The organism is Nonomuraea candida (assembly GCF_000725485.1).
Lineage (GTDB): Bacteria > Actinomycetota > Actinomycetes > Streptosporangiales > Streptosporangiaceae > Nonomuraea > Nonomuraea candida.
On sequence record NZ_JOAG01000016.1, the window covers coordinates 129,331 to 144,703 of the forward strand.

Below are 15,373 nucleotides of genomic sequence, written 5' to 3' on the forward strand. Positions count from 1 at the left end.
GGAAGAGGCGCCCCCGCCACAGCTCAGGGCGATCCGGCCGCCGCGCGGACCGCGCGGTGGGTCAGGACCCTGGCCAGGTGCCGCCGGTAGTCCGGCTGCGCGTGCAGATCCGCCGGCGGCGAGCTGCCGGCCGCCGCCTCCTCGCACGCCTGGCGCACCTGGTCACCCAGCTCCACGCCGCGCAGGGCCGCCTCGGCCGCGTGCGCGCGCAGCGGCGTCGCCCCCATGTTCGTCAGCCCGATCCTGGCCTCGGCGATCGAGCCGTTGGAGCGCTTGACCGCCACCGCCACGCCGACGACGGCCCACGCCTGCGCCGTCCTGACGAACTTCTCGTAGTGGAAGCCCCAGCCGGGGCCGAGCTTCGGGATCTTCACGCCGGAGAGGATCTCGCCCTGCCGCAGCGACGTCTCCAGGTAGTCGACGAAGAACCGCGCCGCCGGGATCTCCCGCTCGCCCTGCGCCGAGGCCGCCACCAGCACGCCGTCCAGCGCCAGCACCGCGGCCGGCAGGTCGGCGGCCGGGTCGGCGTGCGCCAGCGAGCCGCCGAACGTGCCCAGGTGCCGGGTGGCCGGGTCCGCCACGTGCCCGGCGGCCAGCGCCAGCAGCGGGCAGGCCGCGGTCACCAGGGGAGAGCGCATGACCTCGTCGTGCGTGGCCAGCGCGCCGATGAACAGGTGGTCGCCCCGGTCGTGCACGCCCTTCAGCGCGTCCAGCCGGCCGATGTCGATCAGCTTCGACGGGTACGCCAGCCGCAGCCGCAGCAGCGGCATCAGCGACTGGCCGCCGGCCAGGACCTTGGCGTCCTCGTCCGAGCCCAGCTCCGCGCACGCCTCGGCCAGGGAGTCCGGCCGCACGTAGTCGAACTGCGCGGGAATCATCGCCGCACCCCTTCCGCTCCCAGGGCCCGCCAGACCCGTTCCGGCGTGCACGGCATCCTGACGTCATTCACCCCGTACGGGCGCAGCGCGTCCACGATCGCGTTGACCACCGCCGGGGTCGAGGCGATCGTGCCCGCCTCGCCCACGCCCTTGACGCCCAGCGGGTTGCTGGTCGCCGGGGACTCGGTCCTGTCCAGGGTGAAGTCGGGCAGGTCGGCGGCCGACGGCAGCAGGTAGTCGGCCATCGTGGTGGTCAGCAGGTTGCCGTCGGCGTCGTAGACGGCCTCCTCGAACAGCGCCTGCGCCACGCCCTGCGCGATGCCGCCGTGGATCTGCCCGTCCACGATGAGCGGGTTGACCACCTTGCCGACGTCGTCCACCGCCACGTACGAGCGGATCCGGACCATGCCCGTCTCGGTGTCCACCTCCACCGCGCACAGGTGGGTGCCGTGCGGGAAGGAGAAGTTCTCCGGGTCGAACGTGGCGTCGGAGTCGAGCCGCGCCTCCACCCCCTCCGGCAGGTCGTGCCCGGTGAACGCGGCCAGCGCCAGCTCCTGGAGCGTCTTCTGCGACTCCGTGCCGCGCACCCTGAACGCGCCCGCCTCGAACTCGATGTCGTCGGGCGAGCACTCCAGCAGGTGGGCGGCCAGCCGCCGGGCCTTGTCCCGGACCTTCTCGCACGCCTTCAGCACCGCGATGCCGCCGATGGTCAGCGAGCGGGAGCCGTAGGTGTCCAGGCCCTTGGGGGCGATCGCGGTGTCGCCGTACAGGACCGAGACGTCCTCGAACGGCACGCCGAGCGCGTCGGCCGCGATCTGGCTCCACGCCGTCACGTGGCCCTGCCCGTGCGGGGTCGAGCCGGTGATGACCTCCACCTTGCCGGTGGGCAGCACCCGCACCGAGCCGTGCTCCCAGCCGCCCGCCCCGGCGTTGTTGCTGCCGAACCACCGGGACGGGGCCAGCCCGCACATCTCGGTGTAGGTGCTGACCCCGATCCCGAGCTGCACCGGGTCGCCCTTGTCGCGCCGGTCGGCCTGCTCGGCGCGCAGCTTGTCGTAACCGAACAGCGCCGTCGCCCGGTCCGTGGCCGCCTCGTAGTTGCCGGAGTCGTAGGTCAGGCCGGAGATGGTCGTGTACGGGAACTCCTCCTGCCTGATCCAGTTGCGCCGCCGCACCTCCAGCGGGTCCATCCGCAGCTCGGCGGCGAGCTCGTCCATGATCCGCTCGATGCCGAACGTGGCCTCCGGGCGGCCCGCGCCCCGGTAGGCGTCCGTCGGCATCTTCGTGGTGAACACGCCCGTGCAGGCGAACTCGTAGGCGTCCATCTTGTAGATGGCGTTGAACATCTGCGCCCCGAGCAGCGGCACCGCGGGCGTCAGCAGCGCCAGGTAGGCGCCCATGTCGGCGAGCAGCCGGACCTGGAGCCCGCGGACGCGCCCGTCGGCGTCGGCGGCCAGCCTGATGCGCTGGATCTGGTCACGGCCGTGGTGGACCGTCAGGTTGCCCTCCGAGCGCGACTCGGTCCACTTCACCGGCCGGCCCAGCTTGCGCGCCAGCAGCAGGCACAGCACCTCCTCCGGGGTGACCTGCAGCTTCGAGCCGAACCCGCCGCCCACGTCGGGGGCGATCACCCGGAGCGTGTGCTCGGGCACCCCGGTCACCATGGCGAGCATGACCTTCAGGATGTGCGGGATCTGCGTGGCCGACCACATCGTGTACGTCTCGCCGTCGGTGTCGCACAACACCGACCGGGGCTCCATCGCGTTGGGGATCAGCCGCTGCTGCACGTAGGTCCGGTCGATGACCACGGGCGCGTCCCTGAAGGCGGCCTCGACGTCACCGTGCGTGGAGGTGAAGTCGAAGGCCCGGTTGCCCGTCTCGTGCACCTTGGGGCTGTCGCCGGCGAGCGCCCGCTCCATGTCGAGCACGGCCGGGAGCGGCTCGTAGTCGATCTCGATGGCCTCCAGCGCGTCGGCCGCGCGGTACCGGTCGGTGGCCACCACGCAGGCCACCGCCTCGCCGACGTAACGCACCCCCGAGACGGCCATCGGCGGATGCTCGGGGATGACCGTGTCCGCGGCGCGCGGCCAGGCGCACGGCAGGCTGCCCTGCTCGGCCGCGAAGTCCTGGCCGCTGAACGCCGCCACCACCCCCGGCAGGCCGCGCGCCCCCGACACGTCGACCCTGCTGATCGCGGCGTGCGCCATCGGGCTGCGCAGGAACATCACGTGCAGCAGGCCCGGCCGGGTGAGGTTGTCCGTCCACCGCGTGCGCCCCGTCAGCAGCCTGGCGTCCTCCTTGCGCCGGCGCGGCCTCCCCACCTCCTGGACGCTCATGGCGTGTTCACCGCCTGACCCATCTCCTGCGCGCCCCTGCGCACGGCGCGCACGATGTTGCAGTAGCCCGTGCAGCGGCAGAGGTTGCCCTCCAGGCCGTGCCTGATCGTCTCCTCCGACGGGTCCGGGTCGTCCCTGAGCAGGTCGATCGCGGCCATCACCATGCCGGGCGTGCAGTAGCCGCACTGCAGCGCGTGCTCTTCGTGGAAGGCCCGCTGCATCGGGTGCAGGTCGCCGTTGGCGCCCAGGCCCTCGATGGTGACGACGTCACGGCCGTCGGCCTGCACGGCCAGCACCGAGCAGCTCTTGGCGCTCTTGCCGTCGAGCATGACCGTGCAGGCGCCGCAGTTGCTGGTGTCGCAGCCGATGGGCGTGCCGGTCTTGCCCAGCCGTTCTCGTAGCAGGTGGACGAGCAGGAGCCGCGGCTCGACGTCCTCCTCGTACTTGATCCCGTCGACAGTGACGGTGATTCGGGGCATACGTCCTCCCTCAGGAGCAGGGGAAAGGCGGACACTCCGAACCTACGCCGGTGTTTGTCCCGGTCAAGGGGCACCGATCACGGACCACGGCGACGCCCCGCCGCCGGACCGCCCGTCACCCGCCCGGAACGGCCTGCGCCACGTGCCGAAGACCGCCCGTCACCCGCCCGGAACGGCCTGCGGCACGTGCCGAAGACCGCCCGTCACCCGGCCGGAACCGGCTGTGTCACTTGCCGCGGACCACCCGCGCCACGATCGCCACCAGCCCTGCGAAGGCCAATCCCAGCACCATCACACCGACCAGGACCAGCGGATCCCTGATCGCGCGTGTCACTACCAAAATGCCCAGAACGACGAAGAGCAGGCCGCTCAGCAGGGCCATCCAGTCGGTCCTGTGCAGGCGGCGGGGCCGCTCCACCTCACGCGGCACGCCGCACCTCCATGTCGCCGACGCCGCCCCGCAGGTTCAGCACGATCGTGGCGACCTTGCCCTGCGGCTCGACGTCCGGCTCCAGCACCTTGTCCACCCGCATGTCCACGCCGCCCCGCAGCGACTGGTCGAGCACGATGTCCCCGACCTTGTTCGTGGCGTGCACCTCGATCCTGGCCGTCGGCGGCACGATCACCACCAGCTCACCCGCCGAGACCGCGGCGTTGAACGTCACCTTCGCCCCCGGTGGCAGCTCCAGCTCCGACAGGTCCAGCATGCCGTCGCCGATCCCCACGTCATAGAGCCTGCTCGCCTCCGCGAGGCTGGTCGGCGCCCACTCCGCCGAACCGATGTTCCTGGGCACGCCGCCGAGCATCAGCCCCATGCCGACCACCAGCGTGATCGCCGTGCCCGCGGCCACCAGCCCGGCGCCCCGGCCCCACCAGGCCGCGACGAGCAGGCCGGCGCCGATGGTGATGAGCATGGCGCCGCCGACGATGGTCGGGCTCACTCCGGCGGCCGACCTGGCTTGGACGGCCACGACGATCCCTCCAATGATCAATGCCAGCAGAACGGTGATGAGGCCGATGAACGACTTCGGCCGCCGCTTGCGCTCCCGCTGCTGCGGGACGGCGCGGCCGTACAGGGCGGGGTCGTAGGGCGAGTAGCCGCCCGGCCCGCCCGGCCTCCTGGACGGGTCCAGCGGCCGGTACGGGCCGTGCGGCGCGAACGGCTCCCCGTAACCGGAGTAGTCGACGGCGGTCGACGGGCCGGGACGGTAGGCGGGCCGCTGGGGCTCCTGAGGCGCCTGCGGCGGCTCGTACGGCTGCTCGTACGGCGGGACGGCGTGCTGCGCGGTCACCGCCTCGGGCGACACCCGCTCCTCGTCCGGGTGCTCGGGGGGTGCCAGGAAGGCCGCCTCCCGCATCTCCCGATCGGCCTCCCGCCGCTCCCGCGCCGCGTCGGCGTCCCGTCCTGCCGGGTCCGCGGCGGGGGCCACGCGCGGGGGAGCGGCCTCCTCGACGGCGGCGGCCTCCTGGTGAGCGGGGGCCTCCGGCGGGGCCGGCTCCTCGGGGCGGGCGGGCGCGGACACCTCGTGCACCGGCGTCGCGACCTGGCCGGGCGCGGCGGCCGGCGTCTCGGGACGGGGCACGGCGGTGGTCGGCGGGGCCGGCGTCTCGGGACGGGGGACGGCCGTGGTGGGCGGGGCCGGATGCGGGGCCTGCTCGGGGGCCTGCGCGGGGGCCTGCTCAGGGGCCGGTCCAGGGGCCGGTCGCGGGGCTGCGACGGGCGGGGCGGGCGCGCCGGGCGCCTGGGGAGCCGCCTCCCTGGTCTCGTACGGCGTCGCGCCCCTGGCCGCGTACGGCGCCGCCGGCGGCCACGAGTCGCGCCGCCTGCTCAGCCGCTCGGGCATCGAGCGCACCAGCCCGCGCAGGTCCACCCCGTTGGCGTGGGCGGCCAGCAGCGACACGGCCAGGAACACCGCGGCCACCAGCGTGCCGCCGTCCAGCCAGACGGTCGCCAGGTTGATCGCGAGCCCGAACCCCAGCACCGCCGTCAGCAGCGCCATCACGGCCTCGGCGTCGAAGTCGCGCCGCGTCCACTGCTCGATGATCCCCGGCCGGCCGTTCGGCTCCTTCATCAGCAGGAACGCCGCGAGGTAGAGGAACAGCCCGATGCCGGAGCCCAGCAGCAGCACCGCGAAGCCCACGCGGAACACCACCGGGTCGATGCCGGTGTGCCGCCCGAGCCCGGCGCAGACCCCCATGAGGAAACGCCCTTCAGCGCTGCGGCGCAGCTCTCGGTGGGGGGCGGCCGGTCGCCTGGGCGGAGCTTCTGTCATGCCCCCTATCGTGGCCCCGCGCGCGGTGTGCACGCATCCGGGACACCCCTGACCCGACCCGGGGGTTGTTCCCTGATGCCCGCATGGCCCGCGACGTGTGACTATGGCCATGTTATGGCAGACCAGAAGACACTCGCCGAGCAGAGCGGCGACAGGCCCTATCGGCGGATGATGCGCCCCCAGGAGGGGCGCCTGCTCGGTGGTGTCGCGCAGGGGCTGGCGACCCAGCTCAAGCTTGATCCCGTGGTGATCCGGCTGATGTTCGTGCTGCTCACGGTGGTGGTGCAGGGGGCCGGCGCGGTGGCGTACGCGGTGTTGTGGATGGTCACGCCGCGCCAGCCGTACGAGGGGCCGCCGCCGCAGCGGGACTGGAGCCAGCTCGCCGCGTTCAGCGCGATCGGGATGGCGTTGTTCGCCTTCGGCTGGCTGACGGGGGCCAGCCAGGGCGGCATCGGCATGCTGCCGTTCGCCATGGGCGGCATCGGCGCGCTGATCCTGTGGCAGCAGGCCGATCCGGAGCGCCGCAAGACCTGGGTGAGCGGCGCGTCGCTGAGCATGCGGAAGAACCGGGTCCGCACCCTGCTCGGCATCGTCCTGGTCGTGATCGGCGGGGCCGGGTTCCTGGCGGCCGAGGGGGAGCTGCCCCAGATCAGGGACAGCCTGATGTTCACCGTCGTCGTGGTCGGCGGCCTGGCGGTCATCGCCGCGCCCTGGCTGGCCGGCCTGTGGAAAGAGCTGCAACTGGAGCGGCGCGAGCGCATCAGGCAGGAGGAGCGGGCCGAGGTGGCCGCCATGGTGCACGACTCGGTGCTGCACACGCTCACGCTGATCCAGCGCGTGGCCCACGACCCGCGCGAGGTCTCCCGGCTGGCCCGCTCGCAGGAGCGCGAGCTGCGCAACTGGCTCTACCAGCCGGCCCAGGACGCCGACGCCACGCTCGCCGCCGCCGTCCGCCGGATCGCCGCCGAGGAGGAGGACGCGCACGGCGTGCCCATCGAGGTGGTCTGCGTCGGCGACATCGACCTCGACCCGGCCGGGAAGCTGGGCGCGACGCTGAAGGCCTCCCGGCAGGCGATGGTGAACGCGGCCAAATACTCTGAGAGTCCGTCCATCTCCGTCTATGCGGAAGTCGAGGGGGAAGAGGTCACGATTTTCGTGAAGGATCGGGGCAAGGGGTTCGACCTTGAGGCGGTGCCGCTGGACAGGATGGGGATCAGGGAGTCCATCATCGGGAGAATGGAACGTCACGGTGGCGCGGCCCGGATTCGCACCGAGCCGGGCGAGGGCACGGAAGTGATGTTGACGATGAAGGTGGAGAAGGCATGACGCGCGTACTGATCGTTGATGACCACCGGTTGTTCCGATCGGGCGTGCGCGCCGAGCTGGGCGACTCGATCGAGGTCGTGGGCGAGGCCGAGGACGTCGAGACGGCGGTGCGGGCGATCGCCGAGCACCAGCCCGACGTGGTGCTGCTCGACGTGCACATGCCGGGGGGCGGCGGCCAGGAGGTGCTGCGCCGGGTGCTGGGCTCCGGCTCCCAGGTGCGCTTCCTCGCCCTGTCGGTCTCCGACGCCGCCGAAGACGTCATCGGCGTGATCAGGGGCGGAGCCCGCGGCTACGTCACCAAGAACATCAGCGGCAAGGAGCTGACCGACGCGATCCGCCGGGTGGCCGAGGGCGACGCGGTCTTCTCGCCGCGGCTGGCGGGCTTCGTGCTGGACGCGTTCGCCTCCTCCGAGGCGCCGTCCATCGACCCCGAGCTCGACTCGCTGACGCAGCGGGAGCGGGAGGTGCTGCGGCTGATCGCGCGGGGCTACGCGTACAAGGAGATCGCCAAGGAGCTGTTCATCTCGGTGAAGACGGTGGAGACCCACGTGTCGTCGGTGCTGCGCAAGCTCCAGCTCTCCAACCGCCACGAGCTCTCCCGCTGGGCCACCGCGCGCCGGCTGGTCTGAGTTCTCGCCCTCTTCTTTTTACGCGTTCTTCTTTCACGCGTTCTTTTACGCGGTGCCGTGGTCCGCCACCCGCCGCACTTCGGCGCGGGGCCCTCCAGGAAACGCCCGCTGACCCTTCACCGCCGGCCCGCCGCTACGCGAGCCCACGTTGCCCGACCGCGTGGCGTCCCCGAGCCCGATCGCGGGGCGTTCCGGCGTCTGATCGCGTGGTGTTCCAGGGGCCGGTGGGGTTTCAGGCTGTCCGGGGGTGATCGTCCGGTTTCTGCTTGCCAGACTTTCCGGACATGAGGCTCGTCGCGCTCCATCTGCTCATACATCCCGCTTAGCGGGATTTAGCGGTTTTTGGACCGTTACAGGATAGTTATCGGTCATCTGCCTACGAATCAGGGCGCTCAGTTGTCACACAAGGAGGTAGTCGAAAGCACTTAGTCCAGGAGTAACCCCTTGAAGCGCGTCACCCGGATGCTTCCGGCACTGGTGGCACTGGTCGCCGCGACGGCGTGTGCGGCGGAGACCGTGCCCGCCCCGCGAGCCCAGGCCACCCCTGCGGCCCAGGCCGCCGCCGTCGTCGTGCCCGCCGCCGTCACCCCGGCCCCGTCCCCGTCGGCGTCCCCCTCCGCGGCCCCGGCGAAGAAGATCAAGCTTCGCATCGCGGACATCACCCCGATGGGGGAGAAGACCGAGAAGGTGGGCGTCGGGTTCCCGATCATCGTCACCTTCGACCGCGACGTGAAGAACAGGGCGGCCGTGGAGGCGCTGCTGGACGTCGAGTCGGAGGAGCCGGTCGAGGGCGCCTGGCGCTGGGTGTCGGCCCGCAAGGTCATCTACCGGACGAAGACGTACTGGAAGCCGTACCAGAAGGTGCTGTTCACCGCGCGGCTGTCGGAGCTGCCCGGCAACGAGGGCGCCAAGAACGTCTCCCGCCGGTTCGCCGTGGGCGCGAAGAACGTCTCCGTGGTCGACACCCGCAAGCACACGATGAAGGTCTACCGCAACGGCAAGCTGGCCAAGCGGATCCCGATCAGCGCCGGCAAGGGCGGCCTGATCAGGAACGGCGTGGACGTCTACCTCACCACCAGCGGCGTGCACCTGACGATGGGCAAGAAGGCCGTCGAGACCATGACCTCCTCCTGGATGGGCGTGACGGACCCGAAGGACCCGCGCTACTACAAGGAGGAGATCCCGTGGGCGGTGCGCATCTCCGACAGCGGTGAGTACGTGCACCAGAGCGCCGGCTACTACCAGTACCTGGGCCGGTCCAACCAGAGCCACGGCTGCGTGCGCGCCACCCCGGCCGGCGCGAAGTGGTTCTACCAGATCACCCAGCGCGGCGACGTCGTGAAGATCACGGGCACCAAGCGCAAGCTCCAGTGGAACAACGGCTGGAGCTACTGGCAGCTCAACTGGACCCAGTGGAAGAAGGGCAGCGCCCTGAAGAGCTGACGCACCCGGACCCTGGTGGGCGGCGCGCGCCGAAGAGCCGGCGCCGCCCGGAGACGAGGGGGCCGCTCCCGCGACGGGAGCGGCCCCTTTCCGCGTCATGGGGACACCGCGCCGGACGTCATGGGATATCGCCTCGGACATCAGGGGGAGATCGCGTCAGACGTCAGGGGGAGATCGCGTCGGACGTCATGGGGGACATTTCGCCGGGCTTTCATGGGGACATCGCGCCGGGGGAAACGGCGGGGAAACGGGCTGCCTGTTTGCATCTGTCGCGGCTCGAACCCCATCGAACCCGTCGAGAGGAACCCCATGACGTCGCAACCTCCCGCGCCCACCCCCTCGCGCCGTTCGGCCCTCGGGCTGCTGGGCGGCCTCCCGCTGGCGGCCGGCGGCCTCCTGGCCGCGCCGGGAGCCGCCGGGGCGGCCACCGGCGGCCCCGCGCGTTCCGGCCCCATCCCGAAGGACCTGCGGCCCGGCGGAGCCTTCGACCGGTACGTCAAGGAGCTGGCGGACAAGGACGAGTTCTCCGGCACCGTGCTGCTCGCGCACCGCGGCCGCCACGTGCTGGCCCGCGCCTACGGCTGGGCGGACCGGGAACGCGGGGTCCGCAACCGCACCGACACCATCTACGCCCTCGCCTCGGCCTCCAAGCCGTTCACGGGACTCGCCGTCGTGCGGCTCGCCGAGCAGCGCAAGCTCAACTTCCACGACCTGGTGAGCAAGCACCTGGACGGGCTGCCGAAGGAGATGGCCGACCAGATCACCGTGCATCATCTCCTCACGCACACCAGCGGCCTCGGCGACGCCCGGCGGCCCGGCGAGAAGCCGCCGCCGGAGCGGATCCACCACAGCTACGAGGAGCAGATGGCGGCCTTCTGGGAGAACCTGAAGACGTTCGAGCCGGAGTTCACGCCCGGCACGAAGAAGGCGTACAGCAGCATGGGCTACATCCTGCTCGGCGAGCTCGTGGCGAAGGTCTCCGGCATGTCGCTCCAGGACTACGTCCGCCGGCACATCTTCCGGCCGGCCGGCATGGAGGACTCCGCCTACTACGACCGCGGCCAGTGGCTGACCGACGGCCGCATCGCCCATCCGTACATGTATCAGGAGGACGGCACGCGGGTGGACGCCGTCCGCAACCTCGACAAGGGCTCGGTCTACGGCGACGCGGGGCAGGGCAGCAACTCGGCGCGCGGCTGGATGGGCACGGGCGGCGGCAACGGCTTCGCCACCGCCCCGGACCTGGTCCGCTTCGCGACCGCGCTGCAGGAGCACCGGCTGACCTCGCGGCCCTACACCGAGCTCTACGTGAACGGCAAGATCTCCGCCAAGCCGCTCAGGGAGGACCCCTCAGGCAGCGCGCTGCGCGGGGAGACCTTCCAGGCGTACGGGCCGGTGGCCCCCCTCTACAACAACCAGCGCATCATCACCCACGGGGGCGGTGCGGGCGGCATCTCGACGAGCTGGTCCATCTACCTCGACCTGGACTGGACGGCCGTCATCCTGAGCAACTACGACCTGCGCAGCATCGAGCCGATCATCGCCCTGGAGCGCAAGCTGATCACCGGCGCGTAGCCGCCGGAGCCCTCCCCTCCGGGAGGGCCCAGAGGAGGGTCGAGAGCTTCTCCGATGGGAGGGCTCAGAGCTTTTCCAGCGGCGCGTACGCCAGCAGCAGCGTCTTCTCCCCGCCACTGCCGAAGTCGATCTTCACCTTGGTCTTCTCCGCGACCCCGTCCACCGACACCACCGTGCCCAGCCCGAACGCGTCGTGCGAGACCCGGTCGCCGGGCGCCAGCGAGGGCACCTTGCGCCCGCCGCTCCTGCCGCCCGCGGCGGGGGCGGGCTGGCGCGCCGGCTCGCGGCGGGTGGCCGCGCTCCAGGCGGACTTCTCCGGGTCGGTGCGCCAGTCGACGAGCTGCTTGGGCACCTCGTTGACGAACCGCGAGGCGGGGTTGAACGACGGCGCGCCCCAGGAGCTGCGCACGGCCGCCCGCGTGAGGTAGAGCCGCTGCTGAGCCCGGGTGATGCCGACGTAGGCCAGCCGCCGCTCCTCCTCCAGCTCCTTCGGCTCGCCCAGCGAGCGGACGTGGGGGAAGACGCCGTCCTCCATCGCCGTCAGGAACACGACCGGGAACTCCAGCCCCTTGGCCGTGTGCAGGGTCATCAGGGTGACCACGCCCTGCCCGCCGTCGGAGTCGGGGATCTGGTCGGCGTCGGCCACCAGCGACACCTGCTCCAGGAACTCCACCAGCGTGCCCTCCGGGTTGGCCTCCTCGAACTCGGAGGCCACGGAGATGAGCTCGTTGAGGTTTTCCAGGCGGGACTCGTCCTGCGGGTCCTCCGAGGCCTCCAGCTCGGCGCGGTAGCCCGTGGCGACCAGCACCTCCTCGGCCAGCGCCGACGGCGGCATGCCCTCGCCCTTGGCGATCAGCTCCTCGATGAGGGCGACGAACTCGCGCACGGCGTTGAGCGAGCGCGTGGCCATGCCGTACGCCTCGTCGGCGCGGCGCAGCGCGTCCCAGTAGGAGATGCGCTCGCGCGAGGACAGCGCCTCGATCATCGCCTCGGCCCGCTCGCCGATGCCGCGCTTGGGCACGTTGAGGATGCGCCGCAACGAGACCACGTCACCCGGGTTGGCCAGCACCCGCAGGTAGGCCAGCAGGTCCTTGACCTCCTTGCGCTCGTAGAAGCGCACGCCCCCGACCACCTTGTACGGCAGCCCGGTGCGGATGAAGATCTCCTCGAACACGCGTGAGGCCGCGTTGGTGCGGTAGAAGACCGCGACCTCGCCCGGCTTCACGCCCTCCTCGTCGCTGAGCCGATCGACCTCCTGGGCCACGAACATGGCCTCGTCGTGCTCGTTGTCGGCCACGTAGCCCACGATCTTGGGCCCGTCGCCCTGGTCGGACCAGAGGTTCTTGGGCTTGCGCGACTCGTTGCGCGAGATCACGGCGTTGGCGGCGGCCAGGATGTTCTGGGTCGAGCGGTAGTTCTGCTCCAGCAGGATGGTGCGGGCGTCGGGATAGTCGCGCTCGAACTCCAGGATGTTGCGGATCGTCGCGCCACGGAAGGCGTAGATGGACTGGTCGGCGTCGCCCACCACGCACAGCTCGGACATGTCGGAGCCGGTGCGCACCAGCTCGCCGTCGGTCGTGCGCAGCTCGGGGTGCCCGACCAGCTCCCTGATCAGGATGTATTGCGCGTGGTTGGTGTCCTGGTATTCGTCGACCAGCACGTGCCTGAAGCGCATCCGGTAGTGCTCGGCCACCTCGGGGAAGAGCTGGAACAACGTCACCGTGTTCATGATGATGTCGTCGAAGTCCATCGCGCCGGCCTCGGTCAGCTTGAGCTGGTAGGCCTTGTAGGCCTGCGCGAGCGTCTTCTCCAGGTGGGAGCCCGCCCGGTCGAGCGCCGTCTCGTAGTCGACCAGCTCGTTCTTGAAGTTGCTCACCTGAGCCGAGAACGAGCGCGGCGGGTAGCGCTTCGGGTCGAGCTCCATCTCCCTGCACACCATGGCCATGAGCCGCTGCGAGTCGGCCTGGTCGTAGATGGAGAAGCTGGAGGGGAACCCGAGCCGCTTGGCCTCGCGCCGCAGGATGCGCATGCAGGCGCTGTGGAACGTCATCACCCACATCGCCTTGGACCGCGGCCCGACCAGCTTGTCGATGCGCTCCTTCATCTCCTTGGCGGCCTTGTTGGTGAAGGTGATCGCCAGGATCTCCCCGGGGTGCACCTCGCGCTCGGCCAGCAGGTAGGCGATGCGATGCGTCAGCACCCGCGTCTTTCCCGAGCCCGCCCCCGCCACGATGAGCAGTGGACTGCCATGATGGATCACGGCCTCGCGCTGCTGCGGGTTGAGGCCATCGAGCAAGGGGTGGTCAACAGAGACTTGGGTCGGCACCCACCTAGGTTAAGACGCTCCACCGACAAACGGCGCCCGGAATGCCGCCGGCGGGGTGCCGGTTGTCCTCCGAAGAAGGTCCAGAAGGGGGAGCCATGCTGCCTGACAGCGAGATCGACCGCGTGCTCGTCGTGACCGCCCACCCCGACGACGCCGATTTCGGCTCGGCGGGAACCGTGGCGCTGTTCGTGGACAGAAAGGTTCAGGTCACATACCTGCTGGTCACGGACGGTGACGCGGGCGGCAACGAGCGTACGCTGGACAACTCCGGCATGGCCGACCTGCGCAGGACCGAGCAGCTCGCCGCCGCCAAGGCGGTCGGGGTGACCGACGTGCGCTTCCTCGGCTACCCCGACGGGCGGGTGGTGCCCTCGCTGGAGCTGCGGCGCGACATCACCCGCGTGATCCGCCAGGTCCGGCCCGACCTCGTCATCACCCACCACCCCGACCGCAACTACCAGTTCATCGCCCCCAGCCACCCCGACCACCGTGCGGTGGGCGGCGCGGCCCTGGACGCGGTCTATCCGGACGCGCGCAACCCGTACGCGTTCCCGGAGCTGGTCAAGGAGGAGGGGCTGGAGGCGTGGACCGTCCGTGAGGTGTGGCTGAACGGCGGCTCCACCCCCAACTACTGGGTGGACATCACCGAGACCATGGACCGCAAGCTCGCGGCCCTGCAGTCGCATGTGAGCCAGGTCTCCCACGTGGAGGGCTTCGCCGACTTCGTCAGAAGCCGCTTCGCGGCCTGGGCGCAGCAGGCCGGCTTCGGCGAGGGCCACTACGCGGAGGGCTTCCAGGTCGTCCCCACCGCCTGAGCCATTCGTCCCGGCCGCCCTCGCACCACCGCGAGACGAGGCCGCCCCCGCACCACGGAAAGGTGCTCGCACCGTCCGGCCTCGTGACCCGGACGGTGGTGGGCATACCTCTCAGGAACGGACGCTGGATACGTCCAGGTACGGCAGCCGGCGGCGTGAGTCCCGCGGCTGTGCGGGGCCATCAGCCCGGGCGTTCCGGCCGGTCAGGGGATCGAGCCGGGCGGCACCACCCAGAGCGAGGGCTGCCCGGTCACCTCCGAGATGATGTCGAAGGCGTGCCCGTAGTGCAGGATCGTGGCCCCGTGCACCTCGGCGCAGGCGGCGATCAGCAGCTCGTTCGGGCCGATGCCGCGGTGCTGGGAGATCTCGACGAGCTGCCGCTGCACGGCCATGGCCCGCGCCTGCACCTCCTGATCGAGCGGCAGCAGGATGCACTGCCGCTGGGCGTGCAGGATGCGCTGGTAGTGGCCGTGGTCGCGGGCGCTGTAGAGCACCTCCAGGTCGATGATGCTGCAGGTCGCCACCGCCCGCGCGGCGTAGAGCGGCTGCAGCGCCTTGGCGATGACGTCGCTGACCCGGATGCGGGCCAGGGCGCTCTTGTCGAGGAGGTACATCAGTCCCGTCGTTGCCACGCATGCTTCGTGATCTCCGGATCCAGCAGATCCGGGCTCCCCTCCGTGCGCCAGAACGCGAACGCCCTGATCGCACCTGCCCTTTCCGCGTCCCTGCCGATGACCGCTCGCAGCGCGGCGTGGACCGTTTCTCTCATGGTCGGCGTACCAAGCCTCTGCTGGGCCGCTTCCAGGAGCTCCTTGTCGATGTCGATTACCGTACGCATGCAACACCACCTCCGTGACCTCCGGGCGTGAACGAGATTCCGTGATTTCGGGTACGCACATACCTCAAACGGCGCGGCCTTGAGATGAGGCGTCCCGGAGACGGTAAAGCCTGAGCAAGACCAGGCCACGGGGATGTTCGGGGACCGGGGGAGAAAACACTGCCGCGAGGCGAAAACCTTCATCCCGCACAAGCCGTTGATCCACCCGGGGCCGCCGCGCCGATCACGTACTGTGGCCGCATTCCATACCCAGCCAGGACGAACCCTCCCACCACCGCCAAGCCCCCTCCCGAAGCCCTCGCCCGGCGCAGGGGCCGGCGGTGCGGGTCGCCGGCCGGGTGCAGCCGGTGGGTGCTGCCGGTCGGGTGCTGCCGGTCGGGTGCTACCGGCTGGGTGCGGGGGCCGGGTCGGGCGGGGCGGGCTCTGGGGTGGCCGAGGTGGGGCCGGGGCCGGCG

General features: G+C 71.1%; 13 protein-coding genes. 5 read left to right on the forward strand and 8 right to left on the reverse strand.

Annotation, left to right across the window (positions count from 1 at the left end):
* Window positions 1-23: 23 nt before the first annotated feature.
* The 5 genes from IO39_RS17505 to IO39_RS58915 form a co-directional block, all read right to left on the reverse strand.
* A complete protein-coding gene (locus IO39_RS17505) occupies window positions 24-878 on the reverse strand; it encodes an FAD binding domain-containing protein (protein WP_043623715.1) in 855 nt (284 codons plus the stop codon).
* Complete coding sequence (locus tag IO39_RS17510; RefSeq protein ID WP_043623718.1) at window positions 875-3,214, reverse strand: xanthine dehydrogenase family protein molybdopterin-binding subunit; 2,340 nt, start codon at window positions 3,212-3,214, stop codon at window positions 875-877. Before IO39_RS17510 ends, IO39_RS17505 begins: the two co-directional genes overlap by 4 nt.
* Window positions 3,211-3,693 (reverse strand): (2Fe-2S)-binding protein, encoded by a 483-nt coding sequence (locus IO39_RS17515; RefSeq protein ID WP_043623722.1) that lies wholly within the window; start codon window positions 3,691-3,693, stop codon window positions 3,211-3,213. Before IO39_RS17515 ends, IO39_RS17510 begins: the two co-directional genes overlap by 4 nt.
* Window positions 3,694-3,919: 226 nt before the next feature.
* Complete coding sequence (locus IO39_RS17520; RefSeq protein WP_043623726.1) at window positions 3,920-4,123, reverse strand: hypothetical protein; 204 nt, start codon at window positions 4,121-4,123, stop codon at window positions 3,920-3,922.
* The gene (locus IO39_RS58915; protein ID WP_169789078.1) at window positions 4,113-5,966 is read right to left on the reverse strand and encodes a PspC domain-containing protein; all 1,854 of its coding nucleotides are present in this window, start codon (window positions 5,964-5,966) and stop codon (window positions 4,113-4,115) included. The genes IO39_RS17520 and IO39_RS58915 overlap by 11 nt, the downstream gene beginning before the upstream one ends.
* A gap of 114 nt (window positions 5,967-6,080) precedes the next feature.
* On the opposite strand from IO39_RS58915, the gene IO39_RS17530 reads away from it, so the two are divergent.
* The 4 genes from IO39_RS17530 (at window position 6,081) to IO39_RS17545 (ending at window position 10,939) form a co-directional block, all read left to right on the forward strand.
* Complete coding sequence (locus tag IO39_RS17530; protein ID WP_043623731.1) at window positions 6,081-7,292, forward strand: ATP-binding protein; 1,212 nt, start codon at window positions 6,081-6,083, stop codon at window positions 7,290-7,292.
* Window positions 7,289-7,921, forward strand: coding sequence for a response regulator (locus tag IO39_RS17535; protein WP_052423019.1), 633 nt, complete (start codon window positions 7,289-7,291; stop codon window positions 7,919-7,921). The genes IO39_RS17530 and IO39_RS17535 overlap by 4 nt, the downstream gene beginning before the upstream one ends.
* A gap of 444 nt (window positions 7,922-8,365) precedes the next feature.
* The gene (locus tag IO39_RS17540) at window positions 8,366-9,364 is read left to right on the forward strand and encodes a L,D-transpeptidase (protein WP_052423020.1); all 999 of its coding nucleotides are present in this window, start codon (window positions 8,366-8,368) and stop codon (window positions 9,362-9,364) included.
* 309 nt (window positions 9,365-9,673) lie between these two features.
* Window positions 9,674-10,939: a serine hydrolase domain-containing protein gene (locus tag IO39_RS17545; RefSeq protein WP_043623732.1), complete on the forward strand. Its 1,266-nt coding sequence runs from the start codon at window positions 9,674-9,676 to the stop codon at window positions 10,937-10,939.
* A 64-nt stretch (window positions 10,940-11,003) separates the two neighbouring features.
* On the opposite strand, the gene pcrA is transcribed toward IO39_RS17545, so the two are convergent.
* A complete protein-coding gene (gene pcrA / locus IO39_RS17550; RefSeq protein ID WP_043623736.1) occupies window positions 11,004-13,235 on the reverse strand; it encodes a DNA helicase PcrA in 2,232 nt (743 codons plus the stop codon).
* Window positions 13,236-13,360: 125 nt separating this feature from the next.
* Between pcrA and IO39_RS17555 the strand changes: the two genes are divergently transcribed.
* On the forward strand, window positions 13,361-14,080 hold the full coding sequence (locus tag IO39_RS17555) for a PIG-L deacetylase family protein (RefSeq protein ID WP_157548509.1): 720 nt from the start codon (window positions 13,361-13,363) through the stop codon (window positions 14,078-14,080).
* Between the two features lie 203 nt (window positions 14,081-14,283).
* Here IO39_RS17555 and IO39_RS17560 read toward each other — a convergent pair whose 3' ends face one another.
* Together IO39_RS17560 and IO39_RS54510 are read right to left on the reverse strand one after the other, a co-directional pair.
* Window positions 14,284-14,712, reverse strand: coding sequence for a PIN domain-containing protein (locus tag IO39_RS17560; protein WP_157548512.1), 429 nt, complete (start codon window positions 14,710-14,712; stop codon window positions 14,284-14,286).
* Complete coding sequence (locus IO39_RS54510) at window positions 14,694-14,918, reverse strand: type II toxin-antitoxin system VapB family antitoxin (RefSeq protein WP_043623739.1); 225 nt, start codon at window positions 14,916-14,918, stop codon at window positions 14,694-14,696. Before IO39_RS54510 ends, IO39_RS17560 begins: the two co-directional genes overlap by 19 nt.
* Between the last annotated feature and the right edge of the window lie 455 nt (window positions 14,919-15,373).

Excerpts from the sequence above, each read along its gene's own strand:
- IO39_RS17505 (WP_043623715.1), bottom strand. The coding sequence starts at position 878 with ATGATTCCCGCGCAGTTCGACTACGTGCGGCCGGACTCCCTGGCCGAG.
- IO39_RS17510 (WP_043623718.1), bottom strand. The coding sequence starts at position 3,214 with ATGAGCGTCCAGGAGGTGGGGAGGCCGCGCCGGCGCAAGGAGGACGCC.
- IO39_RS17515 (WP_043623722.1), bottom strand. The coding sequence starts at position 3,693 with ATGCCCCGAATCACCGTCACTGTCGACGGGATCAAGTACGAGGAGGAC.
- IO39_RS58915 (WP_169789078.1), bottom strand. The coding sequence starts at position 5,966 with ATGACAGAAGCTCCGCCCAGGCGACCGGCCGCCCCCCACCGAGAGCTG.
- IO39_RS17530 (WP_043623731.1), top strand. The coding sequence starts at position 6,081 with ATGGCAGACCAGAAGACACTCGCCGAGCAGAGCGGCGACAGGCCCTAT.
- IO39_RS17535 (WP_052423019.1), top strand. The coding sequence starts at position 7,289 with ATGACGCGCGTACTGATCGTTGATGACCACCGGTTGTTCCGATCGGGC.
- IO39_RS17545 (WP_043623732.1), top strand. The coding sequence starts at position 9,674 with ATGACGTCGCAACCTCCCGCGCCCACCCCCTCGCGCCGTTCGGCCCTC.
- IO39_RS17555 (WP_157548509.1), top strand. The coding sequence starts at position 13,361 with ATGCTGCCTGACAGCGAGATCGACCGCGTGCTCGTCGTGACCGCCCAC.
- IO39_RS54510 (WP_043623739.1), bottom strand. The coding sequence starts at position 14,918 with ATGCGTACGGTAATCGACATCGACAAGGAGCTCCTGGAAGCGGCCCAG.